Consider the following 18,505-nt stretch of genomic DNA (forward strand, 5'->3'; position numbering starts at 1 on the left):
AAAAAAACATTTTTACGTTTACACATCCAAAATTAGCTGATGTTTTTAACATGCCCCATTAAGACTGAGTCCCCGATTTAAAGATACCATGACAGCTAAACAATCGTTTTGTAAGTGTGCTTTTCCGGAAAGAATCTGTTAATACGATTATGATGAAGAATTCGGTATTTAGACTAATATTATTCAGTTTAGCAGGCATAAAAAGGACGGTCTTTCTCCTCACGCTGTTGCTGGCAATAAGCTGCTGTTATAGCCAGCAACATACTACTGCAGTAAAAGGAATACTTGATTTACGGAATCGTAGCTGGGCAAAAAACGGCATAATCAATTTAGACGGTGAATGGGCATTTTACTGGAATAAATTATACACACCAGCTTCTTTCGATTCTGCTCAACTTACTCCATCTGTTTATGCTGTAGTTCCCGGCTTTTGGAATAGTATTATTCCCAACCAGAGTTGGTTCAAACCTGCTTTTGGTTATGCTACGTACAGGTTGAAAGTATTGTGCCCGCCATCGGATAAACAGCTTGCATTGGAATTTCTAACGATAGCATCGACCTATAAACTATTTGTAAATGGAAAGCAGTTAACCGAAATAGGCAAGGTAGGCACCAGCGAGGCAACTACCACACCGGCTTACCAACCCATGCTTATAACGGTAACGCCAGTAAATAATACATTGGATATTGTAATACAGGTTGCCAACTTTAACTACAGTATTGGCGGTCTGTGGGACGTTATACAACTGGGCACACAGGAACAAATAATTATTTACCGGATAAAAAATATAGCACAGGATTTTTTTATTACAGGTAGTTTCTTCCTTATTGGTATTTTTTATTTAGTGATTTACTTTTTCTTCAGGCGGGGAAGATCGCCCTTATATTTTGCATTATTCTGCATCTTAATAGGCTTTCGTCCGCTTGTAACAGGCGAGTTGGGTATTAACTATATTACTAGTTTAAGTTGGCAGTTTATCAAACATGTTGAGTTTTTATCGGTATATTTAACAGTTCCGGTGTTGTCTCTTTTTTCATATGAATTATTTCCCAGGGAATTTTCAAAAAAGATGCTTCGTTATATATTATTCATCAGTATCCCCTTTATCGTTGCAGCCATATTTACATCGCCGTTTATTTTTCGCTACACATTAAGACCTTTCCAGTTATTTATGATACTTACATCCTGCTATGGCTTGTATGTGTATATGTGTGCAGTTAAACACAGCAGAGTTGGCAGTGTTTATTTTCTTGCGGGGTTTATTATTCTTTTTATAACCATTATTAACGACATCCTTTATACAACCCTTATTATACATAGCATTAACCTGTTGTATGCCGGACTTTACATTCTTGTTATCTGCCAGGCAACTACAGTGGCAAAGCAATTTTTTCAGGCATTTATAAAGATTGAGAAACTGAATAAACAACTGGAGCAGATAAATAGTGAGCTTAACACAAAAAATGATATGATCAATGAAACGAATGAGCAGTTGAATAAGTTGAATGCAGAACTGGATAATTTAGTATTCAGAACATCGCACGATCTGAAGTCGCCTATTACTTCCATGCTGGCTATGACGGAAGTAATAAAAATGGAAGCAGATAAGGATAAAAAAAATGAGTATGTTGATTTTCAAAAAAAGATCATATTACGGTTGGATGCTTTAATAAACGAAATACTGCAGTATGCAAAAAACAAAAGTACTGCTCTGCAATATGAGCCCATAAACCTCGAAGAATTTATACAGAATGCTTTGCAGGATCAGCTCTTTTCTTATCGTTCAGAAAAGATAAAAAGAATGATAGAAGTAAGCCAGCCATGTGTATTTAAAACAGATAAGACAAGATTAAGTATGATCATAAACAATTTAATCTCTAATGGATTAAAGCATCACAATAAAGAGCAGGAAAACCCTTATTTAAAAATTGTGGTACACGTTACCGAAAAGGAGGCAACCATAGAAGTTACTGATAACGGGCAAGGCATTGCACAAGAACACCTCGATCATATTTTTACTAAATTTTACAGGGTAAATACAAAATCAGCCGGTTCGGGCTTCGGCTTGTATATCGTAAAAGAAACAGTAGAAAAACTGGGTGGTACCATCAGGGTAGAGTCCCAGGTGGGTGTTGGTACCAGTTTCTTTATTGTTATTCCAAATGCCGCATACAGTTAACTATTTTGCTAATGCATAAGTATTTATTTATTACTAAAAATAAACAATACGGCATACCAACTTTCATCTTTAATATGTTTTTCTGATTGTTTTACCTTATCCTGGCAAGTTTTGATGACGCTGTGTAATTGTAAAACATGCTTTTTACCGGGTTGAATGTATATTTAATTGATAATACACATCTGCCGTAATATGATGGCCGTAATATATCTGCTCCAAAATATGGTAAAGTGCCGGGTCATACATTTTTAAATCATCTGGTGATTGTATATGCACCTGTCCGTCATCAAATGCATCGTTCGACCAAAACCACCATTGCGTACCTTCTGCCCAATACTCTGCTACCGTATTAATAGCATACTGATTTTTGTACATCCCCTTCGATTTTGCAGCTTCGTAAGCCTGTTCAATTTCAACATAGAGTGCGGTATCTACCGTAGCCAATGCGCTCATTATATTATGGCTAAATTCGTGCACCAAAATATTTTCGCCATAATACTTTGTACCGGCATACCCCAGCAGGTTTTCTTCGGCGCAAGATACTACGTTGCCGCCCATACCTCTGGCGCGTTGATTCCAATATTGCTTATCACTCATACTGCCAATACCATTAACCTTATCATAGTTTTCCCGCTCAGCTGGCGTAAGCCTTGTGTCATTGCGTTGGGGCTTTTTCCAGTCACGTCGTTCCGGCAAATCCGTTTCCATTTCTGTTTCAGCCATTACCAGCACACGCGACTTTCTTTTCACTAATTCCGCTCTGATAGCTGGTCTTTTCATCAGCATATAATTCACAATATCACGAGCCACCAATAACGCTGCATCAGGTGCTTTTCCTGATGAAACGATTGGAATGCCAAAAGCATCTGTATATTTTTTATAGAAAGTATCAAGCTGCAGTGAATCGGGCGGAGATGTAATCATTGCCTGCCGATAACCTGATATTAAAGGCTTAATGGTTATAAACGTGTTAGCCTGAGGATCGAACTGTTTATAGATCGTTTTACCGCCGTAATCAAGACTGTCTTTATAGGAGATTATTTTTTTGAAACCACCAATTAAATGTTTCTCTTCATCATAAATACTTTCTTCCTTCCGTGTTAAGCGGTTTTGAGTATCACCACTCACTATTATATGCCGGCGCAAATTGCCTACTATATCATATTCCTTTAGTTCAACAGGCACACTATCCTTATTATAAGTTACTTCTCTCCTGCCGCCATAAGGCTCAAATGGTCCGTATTCAACGGTCGTTTTTTGAGCGGCAGCATTTATTGGTAATAAATAATAAAAACCGATTAGAAAAAGAATAAATAATAACCAGATGTTTCCTTTCATACCCATCATTAAAGCCTTAAAGCAAATATCTGCATTCTTCGGCGTACAATGCATCCCTAAAAGTCTAAACGATCAGTGTGCTCTCCTAATCTCCTATACAAAGCCCAAATCTTAAATATTACTTCTTACATATTCACCGCACAATTAGTTATCATCACTTGACAATCCATATAAATCTCTTATTTTCAGCCCCTAATTGCCTCCATATATGCCACAGTATATTTTAGCTTTCGATCAGGGCACTACCAGCTCCCGCGCTATTGTATTTGATAAAAACGGAATGATAAAAAGCATGGCGCAAAAAGAATTTACCCAAATTTTTCCGCAGCCAGGCTGGGTAGAACACGATCCTAATGAAATATGGAGCACACAACTGGGCGTATCCGCCGAAGCCGTTACCAAAGCAGGTTTAACGGTAAAAGATATTGCCGCCATTGGCATCACCAACCAGCGCGAAACAGTTGTTGTTTGGGATAGAAATACCGGTGCACCCATTTGCAATGCCATTGTGTGGCAGGACCGCAGAACCGCACATTATTGTGATGAGCTAAAACAACAAGGCCATTTACCTGTTGTACAGCAAAAAACAGGGCTTATTATTGATGCTTATTTTTCTGCTACCAAGCTCAAATGGATCTTAGATAGTGTGGATGGTGCACGCGACAAAGCAGCACAGGGCAACTTATGTTTTGGCACCGTAGATAGCTGGCTGATATGGAAGCTTACAAATGGCACCGTGCACGCCACCGATGTTACTAATGCATCGCGCACCATGCTGTACAACATTCATACACTTAGCTGGGACGAAGAATTGTTGCGGCTATTTGATATACCTGCCAGTGTGCTGCCACAGGTAAAAAGCAGCAGCGAAGTATATGGCTACACGCAGCAAATATTATCAACACACAACATACCCATTGCAGGCATTGCCGGCGACCAGCAAGCTGCTTTGTTTGGACAAATGTGTACCAAGCCGGGTATGGTAAAAAACACCTATGGTACAGGTTGTTTTATGCTGATGCAAACCGGCGAAAAACCGGTTACTTCCAAAAACAATTTACTCACTACTATTGCATGGCAAATTAACGGCTGTACACAATATGCACTCGAAGGCAGCGTGTTTATTGCCGGTGCTGTTGTGCAATGGCTGCGCGATGGCTTACAATTGATTCGTACATCAGCTGAAGTAGAAACGCTTGCCAACCAGGTTTCTTCCAGCGAAGGCGTGTATGTAGTGCCTGCCTTTGCGGGTCTCGGCGCACCTTACTGGAATGGTCATGCACGTGGCACCATTACCGGCATTACGCGCGGCACTACAGCTGCGCATATTGCAAGGGCTTGCATCGAAAGCATTGCTTTTCAAACGATGGATGTGTTACAAGCTATGCACGCCGATTCCGGTGTTTCCATTCAGGAGCTGCGGGTAGATGGCGGTGCTACTGTCAATAACCTGTTAATGGAGTTTCAAAGCGATTTACTGGGCACGCCGGTTATTCGCCCAAAAATTACCGAAACCACGGCATTAGGCGCAGCTTATCTCGCGGGACTGGCAGTGGGTTACTGGCAAAATCTGGAAGAAATACAACAGCAGTGGCAAGCGGATACTGTATTTCAGCCTTACTCAACGGATACACAGCGGGAGGAATGGTCGCGTGAATGGCAGCGTGCCATCCGTGCTGCACAAGCCTGGGCAAATGATATGGGTGGATAAATGTTCTTGCGTACTTAATTATTACGACGGTAAAATATTCAACAATGCATCTTACTTTTTTAAACCACAATATACCTTTTCTATTCCTTACTCCACTTGTGGGGAAGGGTTAGGGATGGGGCACTCACACCTATGCTTCGCGACCAAATGCTCACTCAGCTACAGCAAACGCCCCAATGGGACATCGTTATTATTGGCGGTGGCGCTACCGGTTTGGGCTGTGCGGTAGATGCGGCAAGCAGAGGTTTTAAAACATTGCTGGTAGAACAACACGATTTTGCAAAGGGTACTTCTTCACGCTCTACCAAACTGGTGCATGGCGGCGTGCGCTATCTGGCACAAGGAAATATCAAGCTGGTAAAAGAGGCATTGCGCGAAAGAGCTTATTTACTGCGCAATGCACCGCATGTAACATCAACTATGGCTTTTGTTGTGCCAGTGTATAGTTGGTGGGATAAATGGTTTTATGGTATTGGTTTAAAAATGTACCAATTGTTGGCAGGCAAGCTATCCTTAGGCAAAACAAAATGGCTGAATAAAAGAAAAACATTGCAGGAATTACCAGGTATTAATGATGAAAAATTGAAAGGTGGCATCCTGTATTATGATGGACAGTTTGATGATGCGCGACTGGCAATTGACTTAGCCAAAACAGCCATTCAGCAAGGCGCAACGGCGATTAATTATTGCAAAGCACAATCATTTATTAAACAAGATAACCGCATTACTGCTGTTGTAATAAAAGATGAAATAAACAACAACGCTTATACAGTAAAAGCCAAAACATTCATTAATGCTACCGGCGTTTTTGCCGATGCCGTAATGCAAATGGATGAGCCACACAAAGACAATCTCATTGCGCCATCGCAAGGCATACATGTAGTGGTGGATAGGAATTTCTTCTCTGGTAATAATGCTTTGATGATTCCAAAAACAGATGATGGACGCGTACTATTTGCCGTACCGTGGCATAACAAAGTTATACTCGGCACTACCGATACACCTGTCAAACATATTAGCATCGAGCCAAAACCTCTGGAAGAAGAAATTGGCTTTATACTGCACCATGCAAATAGATATTTAACTAAAACAATTACAAGAAAAGAAATCAGAAGCGTGTTTGTTGGATTAAGGCCTTTAATAAAGAAAGGCGGTAACGCTACTACTTCCTTATTGAGCAGAGATCACACCATCTTAGTTTCAAAAAGCCGGCTTATAACAGTAAGTGGCGGTAAATGGACTACTTACCGCAAGATGGCAGAAGATGTAATTGATAAAGCTATTCAAATTGCACAGCTTCCACAAAAGACTTGTATTACCAGGCAGCTTTCTATTCAGGCGTCACGTATAGAAGCAGCAACTAACAGCAAAGATTTTTTACATGCCGGTTTTCATTATACAGCACAAGACATTCAATATTTTGTAACAGAAGAAATGGCAATAAAAGTAGAAGATGTATTGGCACGAAGGACAAGAATATTATTTTTAAATGCTACCATAGCAAGTACAGTTGCACCTATTGTAGCACAACAAATGGCCAATCTGCTACAGCGAGATGAACAATGGGTACAAGACGAGATTACAACATTCACGCAATTAGCCAATCAATATCGCCTGGCGGATGCATGAATTATAAGGAATAATAACTAATCACTTTAATAACTGCATATCAAAAACCAAACTGAATATGACTCCTTTTGTAAGCGAATTTATAGGTACTGCTGTACTGCTCACGCTGGGCGATGGGGTAGTAGCTAATGTTGTATTAGCTAAAACCAAAGGCTTTAGTGGCGGTCTGACAGCTATTACTTTTGGCTGGTCCATTGCTGTATTTGCCGGTGTGCTGATCGCAGCCAAGGACAGCGGCGCGCACCTCAATCCGGCGGTTACGCTGGCGCTTGCCGCTTTGCACAAATTGCCCTGGGATCAGGTACCGGTTTACCTTGCCGCACAACTGCTGGGCGCTATGGCAGGCGCCCTCCTGGTGTGGCTGTCTTACAAGCAGCATTTTGATGAAACCCCTGATGCTACTACCCAACTGGCTGTGTTTTGCACCGCACCATCTATCCGTAATGCAACACATAATTTTATTACTGAAACAATAGGCACTTTTATTTTTATGTTAGCCGTTTTGTATATCATACCACCATCGGATAGCTTAGGCTCTTTGGACGCGTTGCCGGTTGCGCTAATTGTATTAGGTATTGGTTTAAGCCTTGGCGGCCCAACAGGCTATGCTATTAATCCGGCAAGGGATTTAGGTCCACGTATCATGCATGCCATTTTACCTATCAAAAATAAAAGAGATAGCGATTGGGCATATAGCTGGATTCCGGTTATTGCGCCAATCATAGGTGCACTTTTGGCTGCTTATGTGTATTGGCTACTACATTAGTTTTACGATTACAAATACGTTCTATTATCTTAATAAACTAAAAAGGCTCGCATGATTACGAGCCTTTGTTATATATAATCGACTGCTTGTTTGTGTATGGTTACTATGATATTTGAATAAGGTCAATTCCAAATGCAAAACGAAATTAAACAATTACTGGCCGGTTGCCAGCCACCTTGCAACTTGCTCACCTAATTGCTCAACAGCCATTTGTTCATAACGCTCATTATCTTCCTTAGTCAGTATATCTTTCCATCTGCCATTGGTGCCTTTATTAATGAAGGTTTCAGAGCCGCCATCCCATGCTGCACCGCCCAGTGGAACAGTTTTGGCACCATTCTTTTTCATGTAATCAAAACTGCAATGCTTTAATATATCGTTCCATTTATTTTCATCAATATCAATCTCCAGAAAGTTAGCTATTTTCTCAATCTCGCGGGGCATGTTTTCTTTCAACTGCGCAAAATGTACCAGCATTACATTGGGTAAATGACGTATGCTCCACCAGCTACGGATATGCTCCCAAAAAGGCCAAAAAGGATAGCCATCTTTATCCATCCAATCACGGAAATACTGCGCAATATCGGGTGTTGGTTTTTCCAGTTTTGGACCTACCCTTCCTGGAGTTTCATTGATTAACTTGTAAAATAGTTCGTTACCATTGGCGTGATGGTTATATAAACTCCACACTACATCTCTGCCATCCCGGCCGATGTAAATGTATTTGGCTTTTTCAGAAAAAACGAGTGCATCTACCGGTAGGTGTGTTTTAACAAAACGGCGATGCGTTTGGCTTTCCAGTGCATCCAGCTTTATGTGGGCTTCGGGTATGCGAAGATCGAGCCAGGGCGACATATTAGAAACATCTACATCGGGCACACCATTAAAAATAAGCTGCGAAATAATTTGCTGCATCCAGGTAGTGCCCGATTTTCCATATGTTGCAATGATAATGTCGTCTGCTCTGAAATTAAAATGGTTCCAGATAGTAGAATCAAAATGGTGGCTGCGAAGTTCACGTTTCTTTCTCGGCAAGGCGAGTGTTTCTGCTGTCATAATTTTAAAAGGGTTTAGTTTTTTTTGTTTAGTCAAAGATGCAATAGGAAAGCAGCGGATGAAAAGCAGATTCGGATTTACGAACAGAAAAGGAGGATGAATGGCAGAAAAGAATGAATGAACTGCAATAAAAAACATAACAATATGACTCTTATTGAAATAAGAGATGCTATTGTGTTTTATAAAATTGCTTTACGGTAGCTGATTTTTCATATTTATTTACCAAAGCCAAACATATTGCCCAAGCCGCCGGTCATACCCGATAAAGAATCTTTAATGCTATCGAGCGAAATGCTATGATCGTTTGGGTCCATGGCTTTATGTGCAAACTTTTGCAAAATGCCCGGAACAGCACCGGCTATAGCACCAACTACAGCAGGTGGTAAATTAAACTTGCTTGCCAAACTGGCTGCTAATCCTCCGGTGATAGCACTGGTAGCGGTACTGCCCGATTCCACACCACCGGTAAACTTTGATAGTAGTCCGCCAATGCCACCCTGCGCTGTGCCGGCCGCATTTTTCAAATGGTCTGTTATCTGGCTCGCTACTTCTTTGTGTACGGCATCTGCTTTATCGGCAGGTACAGCATTAGCTACCTGCGGATTGTTGTCAAGATGCTCTTTCACTAAATTTAAAATTTGATCGAACATAAATTTTTTATTTATTGATTGGTAATGAGATAGTAAGTCCACATAAAACGCACCAAATTAAAATAAGCAACAGCAGGAAAAATAATTGTACATTTTTATAGTCAAATGGCAGGAAAAATTTTACAAGGAAAAGCGGCAAGCAGGCGTTGCAAATAAAAAAGCTGGAAAGATTTTTGCACACTATGGTAGCATTTTAAATACTTGTGTGATGCCGGTAAAATAATGTGGAAAAAGAAATGTTGTTGAAAAAAATAGAGTAATAACACGTTTGCGTAAAAGCTTTTTACAATAGCAATAAGCCACTTACGATATTAAACTATTAATGCGTGCTTCGCTTACCAAACAACTGTTTTACATCAATATTTTAAAGCTTATAAGGGATTAAATACTACTTTTATCCCTTCGTAAAAGGATACGTACCCACAGTATTTTTCTATCAATATCAACAATAACAATCAACACAATTAACTGTTTGTATGGTGCGTGCAGAGGAATGGCTGAAACACTTTGTTTGCCTGATAGCTTGTGTGATCATAAGCTTTATGGCGGCAGCACAAACGGCTGATTTTACAGCAACACCCACCAGTGGCTGTTCCCCTTTATCGGTCATTTTTACAAACACTTCCACTGGTTTTTCTGCAAATGCTACTTACAACTGGGACTTTGGCAATGGCAATTCTTCTGCTTTAAAAGACAGTGTAGGCGCACAATACAAAGACGAGCATGATTATACCGTAACACTTACTGTAACAGATAACAATCAAACCTACACCAAAAGCACAACCATTACAGTATATAAAAAACCTCTGGTTGATTTTTCGGCAAATACATTAAACGGTTGTGCACCGCTGCCGGTTACTTTTACCAGCAACTCCACACCCGGTGATGGTACTATTGCAAGCTATTTCTGGGACTTCGGCGATGGTGCTACAGCATCTGGCACACAGGAAACGGTGCATACTTACCAATCGGCAGCAACTATTTCGCCCAGCCTTACGGTGACTAATAGTTTTGGCTGTTACAGTACCGCAAAAAAGACAGATTTGATACAAGTGCTTCCCTCTGTTAATCCGGCTTTTACCGCCTCGCAAACGGTATTGTGTACGGTAAATGATGCGGTCACTTTTATCAACAACAGCACCGGTGAGGGCACGCTCAGCTACCATTGGGATTTTGGAGACGGACAGACTTCAATAGACAAAGTGCCTGAACACCTGTACAGCAGTAAAGGCACTTACAACGTAAAGCTGGAAGTAACCAACAGCGATGGCTGCACAGCAGATACGGCAATGCCGGCCTACATTAATGTAGCCAACTACAATGCTGATTTTGAAGTACCGGCACTGGCATGCGAGCACACCAACATAACCTTTACTGATATAAGCAACCCGCAGCCTACTTCTTACACACAGCAGTTATGGATAGTAGATGGGCAACAATTCAGTATAGATTCCAGCCAGTTTTCTTACAGCTTTACAGCAGGGCAGCATACAGTACAATTGATAGATGTTTTTGGCACTTGTAAAGACACCGCTATAAAAAACATCACTGTACTGGAAAAACCAGCCATAACCGGCTTTGTGGTGAATATACAAAATACATGCGGTGCCCCGACAACTGTACAATTTAAAGATACAACAGCAAACATCACAAAGTGGGAATGGGATGTGGATAATACCACAAACAGCAATTTTGAACCAACCAATTTTACATCGGCTACCTCCTACACCTATACTGCCGATGGTACTTACTATGCATGGCTGCGCACTACTAATGCTGCCGGTTGCACCGCCGAAATAGTACAACCAATAACCATTAAAAAAGTGAGTGCAGATATTCATAGTTCGGCGGGGCAATATGGGTGTGATAGTTTAACCACCACTTTTTCAGCCCTTTCATCGCAGGTAATAAAAGAAACCGTCTGGAACTTTGGTGATAACACACCTACCACAACCGATAAAACGCCAGAGCATGTTTTTAAGCAGCCGGGCGATTATCAGGTTATCCTCAATTACAAAACTGCCGATGGCTGCAGCGGCGTGGCTACTTATACGGTACACGTTACGCCCAGACCAAAATTTGACTTTACTGCTGTGCCCGGCACTACGGTGTGCGGCAGTACGCCGGTGAGCTTTAATGTAACAGGCAGCAATCTGGATGGCAACTATTTCTGGAATTTTGGCGATCAGCCGGGCTATCGTCCCGGCACTATTGATCAATCACACCAATACAGGTACGATTCTACGTTTACGGTTTCATTGGTTATTACTAAAGAAGGCTGCAGCGATACCGTTACTAAAAAAGATTATATTACGGTGCTGCCACCTTTCCCCAATATCCACAACCAGGCACACACCTGCGAAGGCACCCGTGGCCTGGTTACCTATGAGGATACAACAAAAGCAACTAACTGGAGCTGGGACTTTGGTGATGGTACACCAGCTTACACATACAATAGCCCGCAACAAATTATTCAGCATACGTATTCCAAAAGTGGTACGTATATCGTTAAACTAACAGCAAAAAGCGGCAACTGCACCGTAACAGATTCTGTAAATACATTTGTCTTGCTCAGGCAATCGCCGGTTTTAACTTCTACACTTACAGAGCTTTGCGGCAGTGATAACCTGCCGCTGGTTGTATCTGATGTAGAAACCAATCCCGCTGCTGTATTTTTTGGTTTTAACCACGACTACAATATGCTCTATGCGCAGTACCGGGACAGCAGTTTATTTGCAGGCACCTATACTTCTCCTGACGATGTATGGCGCAATACCTTTCATCTGGATTTAACTGATTTAGATAATACAAAAAAAGACTTGCGTATTATTACTACTTCTTATTATTTTAATTGTCTGGATACCACCAATTATATCCCTATAAAAATAAAAGGGCCAAAAGCAGGGTTTGAAATACAGAACAATGACAACTGTTTTAAAGATCCGCTCACTTTTACAGATACTTCTAAAAGTAGCAATGGCGCTGCTATTGTTAAATGGGAGTGGAATTTTGGCGATGGCAATACTACTGCAAAAATAAACAGCAATCCATTTGATTATCAGTACCAAACGCCCGGAACGTACAATATATTGCTTAGAGTAACAGATAAAACCGGCTGCACCGATACTGCACAGCACACCATCAGGACAAACTTTCCGTTGGCAGCTTTTGAGATGTCGGAAAACCCGGTTTTGCCAGATTCAAATGTTTATTTTTATAATCGCTCTGTGATCAGCGATACCAACAACTACAACAACAGCGCATTTACCTGGATGTTTGGTGATGGCACAATCATTAAGAATGTTTATCGGGATTCTATTCCTGTACACCACTATGCAACAACCGGTGTAGATACCGTGATGCTGATAGCAAGAGATAACCTTACAACATGCAGCGATACCGCTGTACAATTGTTGTATGTAAAAAACCTCAATCTTAATTTTACCTATACTACTGAGTTCGTCAATCCGGGCAGCGGTTGCCCACCCATAGTAGCAACATTTACCAGCACTACTGTAAATACCAGCAGCATCAGTTGGGATTTTGGAGATGGCACTACCATTGGCAATAATGGTGTTCCACAACACACCTATAATAAACCCGGCAAATACAAGGTAACATTGTATGGCTATTTCAGGGATGGAACGGTGGATTCTGTTTTTCAATATATTACCATCCAGGGTCCGTATGCTACGCTAAGAGCAGATAAGCAATTTGTGTGCGGTGCACAACCCATTATGCTTACTGCACAGGCATCAAACGCTACATCTTATACATGGGATTTTGGTGATGGTACGCTTACCGGTGCTGCCGATACTTTTGCAGTACACAACTATCTCACGCCAGGTATGTACACGCCATCGCTGATTGTAAAAGACAGCAACAACTGCTCTTTTCCTTTTTTCCTCGAAAAACCTATTATTATTGATACGTTGCATCTTGCCATACAGACCAGGCCCGAAGTTGTGTGCGATTCATCCATTGTTTTGTTTACGCCGGATATAATAAGTGTGGCAAAAGATGTGGCAAAAGTGCCATTACAATACCATTGGAGTTTTGGCACCGGCAAAGTAAAAGATACTGCAAACACAGAAAGCCCGGCTTTCCTGTACAGCAAAACCGGTACTTACCCGGTAACATTGAGTGCAGCCTCGCCCTATGGCTGCGCCGCTGAAACCAGCGTTGATATTGTAGTAAATCCAACACCTAAGGCGGGCATCAAAGGTCCCGCATCGCTGTGCCAGGATGATTGGGGCAATTTTATTGGCAGCGCTGATATATCCAACAACTCCCTTACCTGGGAATGGCATTTCCCCAACGGCAGCACTTCCGCAGAACAAAAACCTGCGCAGCAGCAATTTATACACTCCGGCACCGATCCGGTAATGCTGGTGGTAAATGAAAACGGCTGCTACGATACTGCTTATAGCCCGCTTACGGTATATGCCAAACCCCTTGTTAATTTACAACCTGTGCGGCCGCAAATCTGTGCAGGTCAATCTGTGCAATTAACGGCGCACGATGGTATTAGTTACAAATGGACACCCAATAAAAGTATAAACGATAATACCATTGCCAATCCGTTCGTAGCGCCCGATAGCACTACGTTGTATAAAGTGGCTGTGACCAACAGTAATGGATGTGTAAATACCGATTCGGTAATGGTGCGGGTAGTACAACGGTTTGCAATAACTGCCATGCCGCTCCTGTATGTATGTCGCGGCAGCAGTGCGCAATTAAATGTATCGGGCGCCGACATATACCAATGGATTGAAGGCAGCGGACTGAGTAACACCAATACTTCCAACCCGGCTATTAATACTACCACTGCTCAAACCTATAAAGTGGTAGGCTACGATAGCAGCCACTGCTTTACCGATACGGCTATTACCGAAGTGCGCATTGTTGAATTGCCAACTGTAAATGCCGGTAATAATATCAGCACTTTTGCCGGCTCACCGGTAACACTTGCACCTACCACCAGCCCCGATGTAACCGGCTGGAACTGGCAACCGGAGATGTATTTAAGCTGCAGCAATTGTCCTTCGCCGGTAAGCATACCGCAGGCTAACATAACGTATGTAGTGCAGGTAAATAATGAATACGGTTGTGTGGCAAAAGATAGTGTGCAGATAAACGTATTGTGTAAGCAAAGTCTGATACAAATTCCATCGGCATTTACGCCTAATGGTGATGGAATTAATGAGCGTTTTAACGTTAGAGGGAGTGGGATTAAACAAATTAACCGCTTTGCTATATTTAACCGGGATGGTCAAATGTTGTTTGAACGTACCAACATGAGCGCCTACGATGAAAATGCCGGCTGGGATGGTACCTTTAAAGGTAAAGCGGTAGCTCCCGGCACGTACGTGTATATAGCATCTATTGTTTGCGCCACCGGCGAAGTATATCACTACAAAGGCACCGTAGTATTGATAAGGTAAATTTTTCTTCCCGCCTTCCACAGCCTGTATAGCAGGTAAGACATGCTCAGCATGACAAGGATAAAAGTGATTTCAAAATCAAACTGTTCCATTAAGCATCTTTCCAAAACATTTCTATTCTCCCCGAAAAAGAAAAATAATACTTGTTATAAAGCTCTGGTATGCTTCTGTTTATAAAACATTGGTTTAGTGCGGGAGAACTCCTCCCCAATCAGGAATTAATAATACCTGAAAATAGGGTTTGTAAAATATTTTTGTTTGCTTTACAGTTATTATACGAGAAAGTTATTGCATGAAGCAGTTGGTACTAAAAAGTAGTTTATGTTGGCTGTTCCTAATGATCTGTTGGCTGTCGCAGGCACAGAAAGGCACTACTATTACCCTGAAGAAACCCGGCAAATACGAAAACCGAACCCTGCCTGCCGAGCAAAGTGACACCAAAAAGTTTGGTCCGGTAAGGCATGCTTTGCAGAATATGTACACACATTACAATTATTATTTTAATGCCAATGCCCTTCTCAACGATATTGTGGCACGCGCCAAAGCAGCCAACAAAGACGATTATACAAAACTCCTTCCCTTTTACAATTATTCGCTCAATACTACTGCACAAAGTGGCAGCGATATAGATTCTGTTATTTACCACTGTACCGCCGGCGTGTTGCTCCACGACCTGCGCAACGACTGGATTGATAACTTATATTTTTTGCTGGGTAAAGCCTACTTCTATCGCAAGAATTTCGATTCTGCTATGAACGCTTTTCAGTATGTGAACTATGCGTGGGGACCAAAGGACGATGGCTATAATTTGCCCATCGGCAGCAATGCTACCAATAAAGGCGAGCTGACGATTGCGACAAAGGAAAAAACAGATGTATGGCATAAAACTGCCGTAACGCCACCCAGCCGCAACGAAAACTTCTTATGGATGGCGCGTACCAGCATAGAAACCGGGAATGCCGGACGTGCCGGCGGTTTGCTGGAAATATTGCGCAACGACCCCAAATTTCCGGAGCGATTGCAACCCGACCTGCACGAAGCATTGGCTTATTTATTTTATAACCAAAAAAGATACGACAGTGCTGCTACACACCTCGGTGAGGCGCTGGACAATGCTAACAATCAATTGGAAAAAGCGCGCTGGGAATACCTGATGGCGCAAATGTATCATCTTGCCGGCAATGATGAAGAAGCAGTAAAATACTTCAACCGCTGTGCCGACCATACACCAGATCCCATTATGGAAGTGAATGCCTATTTCAACAGCATTAATATAGGTAACGATAGCACTGGTGCCACTACGCAGCAAAAGCTGGATGCGCTGCTGCGTATGGCTAAAAAAGATAAATACGTGCTATACCGCGATATTATCTATTATGCCGCAGCGCAGGTAGAACTACAACTTGGCAACAACGATGAAGCCATTGCATTGCTAAAGAAAAGCATAGCAAATAATGTGGATAATCCCGACCAAAGAAGCAAATCCTTTTTGTTGCTTGCCGATGTGGAATACAACCAGCGCAAATGGATGAATGCCCATAACTTTTACGACAGTACGCAAGCTGCAGGCAACCTAAGCGATTCATTGGAGATGGATCGGTTAAGCACCCGGCAGCCGGCAATGGCAAGCATTGCAGGTTATCTTACTGCTGTAGATAAGGAAGATAGTTTGCAGCAGGTAGCGGCTATGCCCGAAGCGCAACGTACTGCTTACCTGAAAAAAACACTGCGGCAGATACGCCGCAGCCAGGGATTGAAAGACGAGGACAATACGCCCAACATCAATCCTGCAGTACAATTGCAAACACAGGCAAATTTGTTTGATAATACAGCGGCGTCCAAAGACTGGTATTTTAATAATACTGCCCTCAAGAGCAGCGGTTTTGGTGCATTCAGGCAACAATGGGGCAACCGGCCGAATGTAGATAACTGGCGCCGCCAGAGCGATATTACCAGGATGGCGATGCAACAGCCCGGCTCGCCGGATGGGGACACAGACAGTACTGATGCGGAGAATGGTGATGAGAATGGAGAAGAAGCAGCCCCTGCAATGGCCAACTCTATTGAAGACCTGGAAGCCGGACTGCCTTTAACACCCGAAAAGCTGCAACAATCCAATGAAAATATAGCAAAAGCATATTTCCACAGTGGGGAAGTATTTCAAAACGAACTGCAAAACTTTCCGGCTGCTATTGAGATGTATCAGCAGATGAATACAGTAACCGATTCGAGTGAGTATCGTGAGCAATCGCTTTTCAACTTATATTATTGCTATAATAGATTAGGTAAAAGAGCCAGCGCAGACTCTGCCTTAGCCGTTTTACAAAGAGATTACCGTAATGGACAATGGCTGGCAAAACTGAAAAACGGCAGCATAGCACCCTCAGAATCAAGTGAAAAATCGCCTGCTACACAGCAATACGAAAAAATATATAACGCGTTTATTGAAGGCAATTTTAATGAAGCTCAAAAGCAAAAAGAAATAGCCGACAGCCAGTATGGAAATAGCTATTGGACCCCGCAATTGCTGTACATTGAATCTATTTATTATGTTTCGCAGCGGGAAGACAGCAGTGCGCTGAAGCAACTGCAAAACCTGCAGGATCAGTTTCCTTCCTCACCGCTGGTAGAAAAAGCCCAAACAATGGCAGATGTCATCAGGCGGCGCCCACAGATAGAAGCCTATCTTACCAAACTGCAAATCAAGCGGAACGTAGATACTACTACCAGTACTGTTTTAGTAAATACTACACCGGTAGAAGCTCCCATCAAACAATCGGTGGAGTACAAGAAACCCGATTCTGTAATTTCCAAACCGGCGAACAAACCAGTGGCAGTAAATTTAGATACAGTTGCGGTAAAAGCACCGGAAGTGGCTAAAACGTTCTCCTTTAATGCTGCCGACTCGCAGTACGTGGCGCTGGTGCTGGATAAAGTAGCGCCGGTGTATGCTACCGAAGCCAGGAATGCATTTAACCGTTATAATAAACAAACGTTTTACAACCAAACAATCAATACCAGTTCTGTAAAGCTGGATGACCGCTACAATATAATGCTGATTGGCCCGTTTACCGATGCCGCAGCAGCATTGGATTATATAGATAAAACGAAGCCACAAACGGCGGGTCGCATCTTGCCCTGGCTTACCGCCGATAAATACGGCTTTTTGATGATAAGCCCGTCCAACTTCAGGCTACTCAACGAGAATAAAGACCTGGATACTTATAGAAGTGTAATACAGAAAGCCATTCCCGACAAGTTTTAGCCTGAAGGCATAGTTTTTAAAACAAGTGGTGAGCCATTTCTTTGGCAAGAAACTTGAATGCTTATCGCTATAAAACCATGGAGGTAACTTATGAACACCGATTTTAATCTTGAACACAAGGAAGGCAAAGTAGCTACAGCTATTGAAGAGCAAACTGCCAAAATTCCTTCCGACGTATTTTTGTGGGCTGCATTAGGCTCAATGGCGGCATCGGCTATATTGCAATTTACTTCTTACAAAAAAGAGAGTCTTTTTGTTGGTCAATGGGCTGCTCCCTTCCTGCTGTTGGGTATTTATAATAAGCTGGTTAAGCAATTGGGTCACGACGAAACAAACCGGTAATTTACCCCCGCAAAACTTTTTGAAATGTTTAAATCCTGTATGGTGTTCAATACCTTATAGGATTTTTTTATGGATAAAAGTGAAAGGGGCTTTTATTTAAAAATGAAGGGAATCACTGGTGCTT

At 42.1% G+C, this 18,505-nt stretch carries 10 protein-coding genes; 7 read left to right on the plus strand and 3 right to left on the minus strand.

Annotation, left to right across the window (positions count from 1 at the left end):
* Positions 1-149: 149 nt before the first annotated feature.
* A complete protein-coding gene (locus tag FC093_RS14400; protein WP_137262493.1) occupies positions 150-2,180 on the plus strand; it encodes an ATP-binding protein in 2,031 nt (676 codons plus the stop codon).
* A 144-nt stretch (positions 2,181-2,324) separates the two neighbouring features.
* Here the strand turns inward: FC093_RS14400 and FC093_RS24070 are convergent, their stop codons facing one another.
* Entirely contained in the window at positions 2,325-3,518 is a 1,194-nt protein-coding gene (locus tag FC093_RS24070) for a hypothetical protein (protein ID WP_206106577.1), read from the minus strand.
* Positions 3,519-3,726: 208 nt separating this feature from the next.
* On the opposite strand from FC093_RS24070, the gene glpK reads away from it, so the two are divergent.
* The 3 genes from glpK (at position 3,727) to FC093_RS14420 (ending at position 7,624) form a co-directional block, all read left to right on the plus strand.
* Entirely contained in the window at positions 3,727-5,229 is a 1,503-nt protein-coding gene (glpK, locus tag FC093_RS14410; protein WP_137262494.1) for a glycerol kinase GlpK, read from the plus strand.
* Between the two features lie 132 nt (positions 5,230-5,361).
* Positions 5,362-6,858, plus strand: coding sequence for a glycerol-3-phosphate dehydrogenase/oxidase (locus FC093_RS14415; RefSeq protein ID WP_137262495.1), 1,497 nt, complete (start codon positions 5,362-5,364; stop codon positions 6,856-6,858).
* Between the two features lie 58 nt (positions 6,859-6,916).
* Complete coding sequence (locus FC093_RS14420) at positions 6,917-7,624, plus strand: MIP/aquaporin family protein (RefSeq protein ID WP_137262496.1); 708 nt, start codon at positions 6,917-6,919, stop codon at positions 7,622-7,624.
* Positions 7,625-7,777: 153 nt separating this feature from the next.
* Here FC093_RS14420 and FC093_RS14425 read toward each other — a convergent pair whose 3' ends face one another.
* Both FC093_RS14425 and FC093_RS14430 read right to left on the minus strand, forming a co-directional pair.
* Positions 7,778-8,680: a sulfotransferase domain-containing protein gene (locus tag FC093_RS14425; RefSeq protein ID WP_137262497.1), complete on the minus strand. Its 903-nt coding sequence runs from the start codon at positions 8,678-8,680 to the stop codon at positions 7,778-7,780.
* A gap of 215 nt (positions 8,681-8,895) precedes the next feature.
* Positions 8,896-9,330 carry a hypothetical protein gene (locus tag FC093_RS14430; protein WP_137262498.1) on the minus strand — a complete coding sequence of 145 codons (435 nt, stop codon included), beginning with the start codon at positions 9,328-9,330 and terminating at the stop codon, positions 8,896-8,898.
* Between the two features lie 476 nt (positions 9,331-9,806).
* Here FC093_RS14430 and FC093_RS14435 point away from each other — a divergent pair, with 476 nt between their 5' ends.
* The 3 genes from FC093_RS14435 (at position 9,807) to FC093_RS14445 (ending at position 18,381) form a co-directional block, all read left to right on the plus strand.
* Positions 9,807-14,774 carry a PKD domain-containing protein gene (locus tag FC093_RS14435; protein ID WP_137262499.1) on the plus strand — a complete coding sequence of 1,656 codons (4,968 nt, stop codon included), beginning with the start codon at positions 9,807-9,809 and terminating at the stop codon, positions 14,772-14,774.
* A 337-nt stretch (positions 14,775-15,111) separates the two neighbouring features.
* Positions 15,112-18,039, plus strand: coding sequence for a type IX secretion system periplasmic lipoprotein PorW/SprE (porW, locus tag FC093_RS14440; protein WP_170971094.1), 2,928 nt, complete (start codon positions 15,112-15,114; stop codon positions 18,037-18,039).
* 90 nt (positions 18,040-18,129) lie between these two features.
* Positions 18,130-18,381, plus strand: a complete 252-nt coding sequence (locus FC093_RS14445; RefSeq protein ID WP_137262501.1) for a hypothetical protein — start codon at positions 18,130-18,132, stop codon at positions 18,379-18,381.
* Positions 18,382-18,505: the final 124 nt, after the last annotated feature.

Source organism: Ilyomonas limi (assembly GCF_005233845.1).
GTDB lineage: Bacteria > Bacteroidota > Bacteroidia > Chitinophagales > Chitinophagaceae > Ilyomonas > Ilyomonas limi.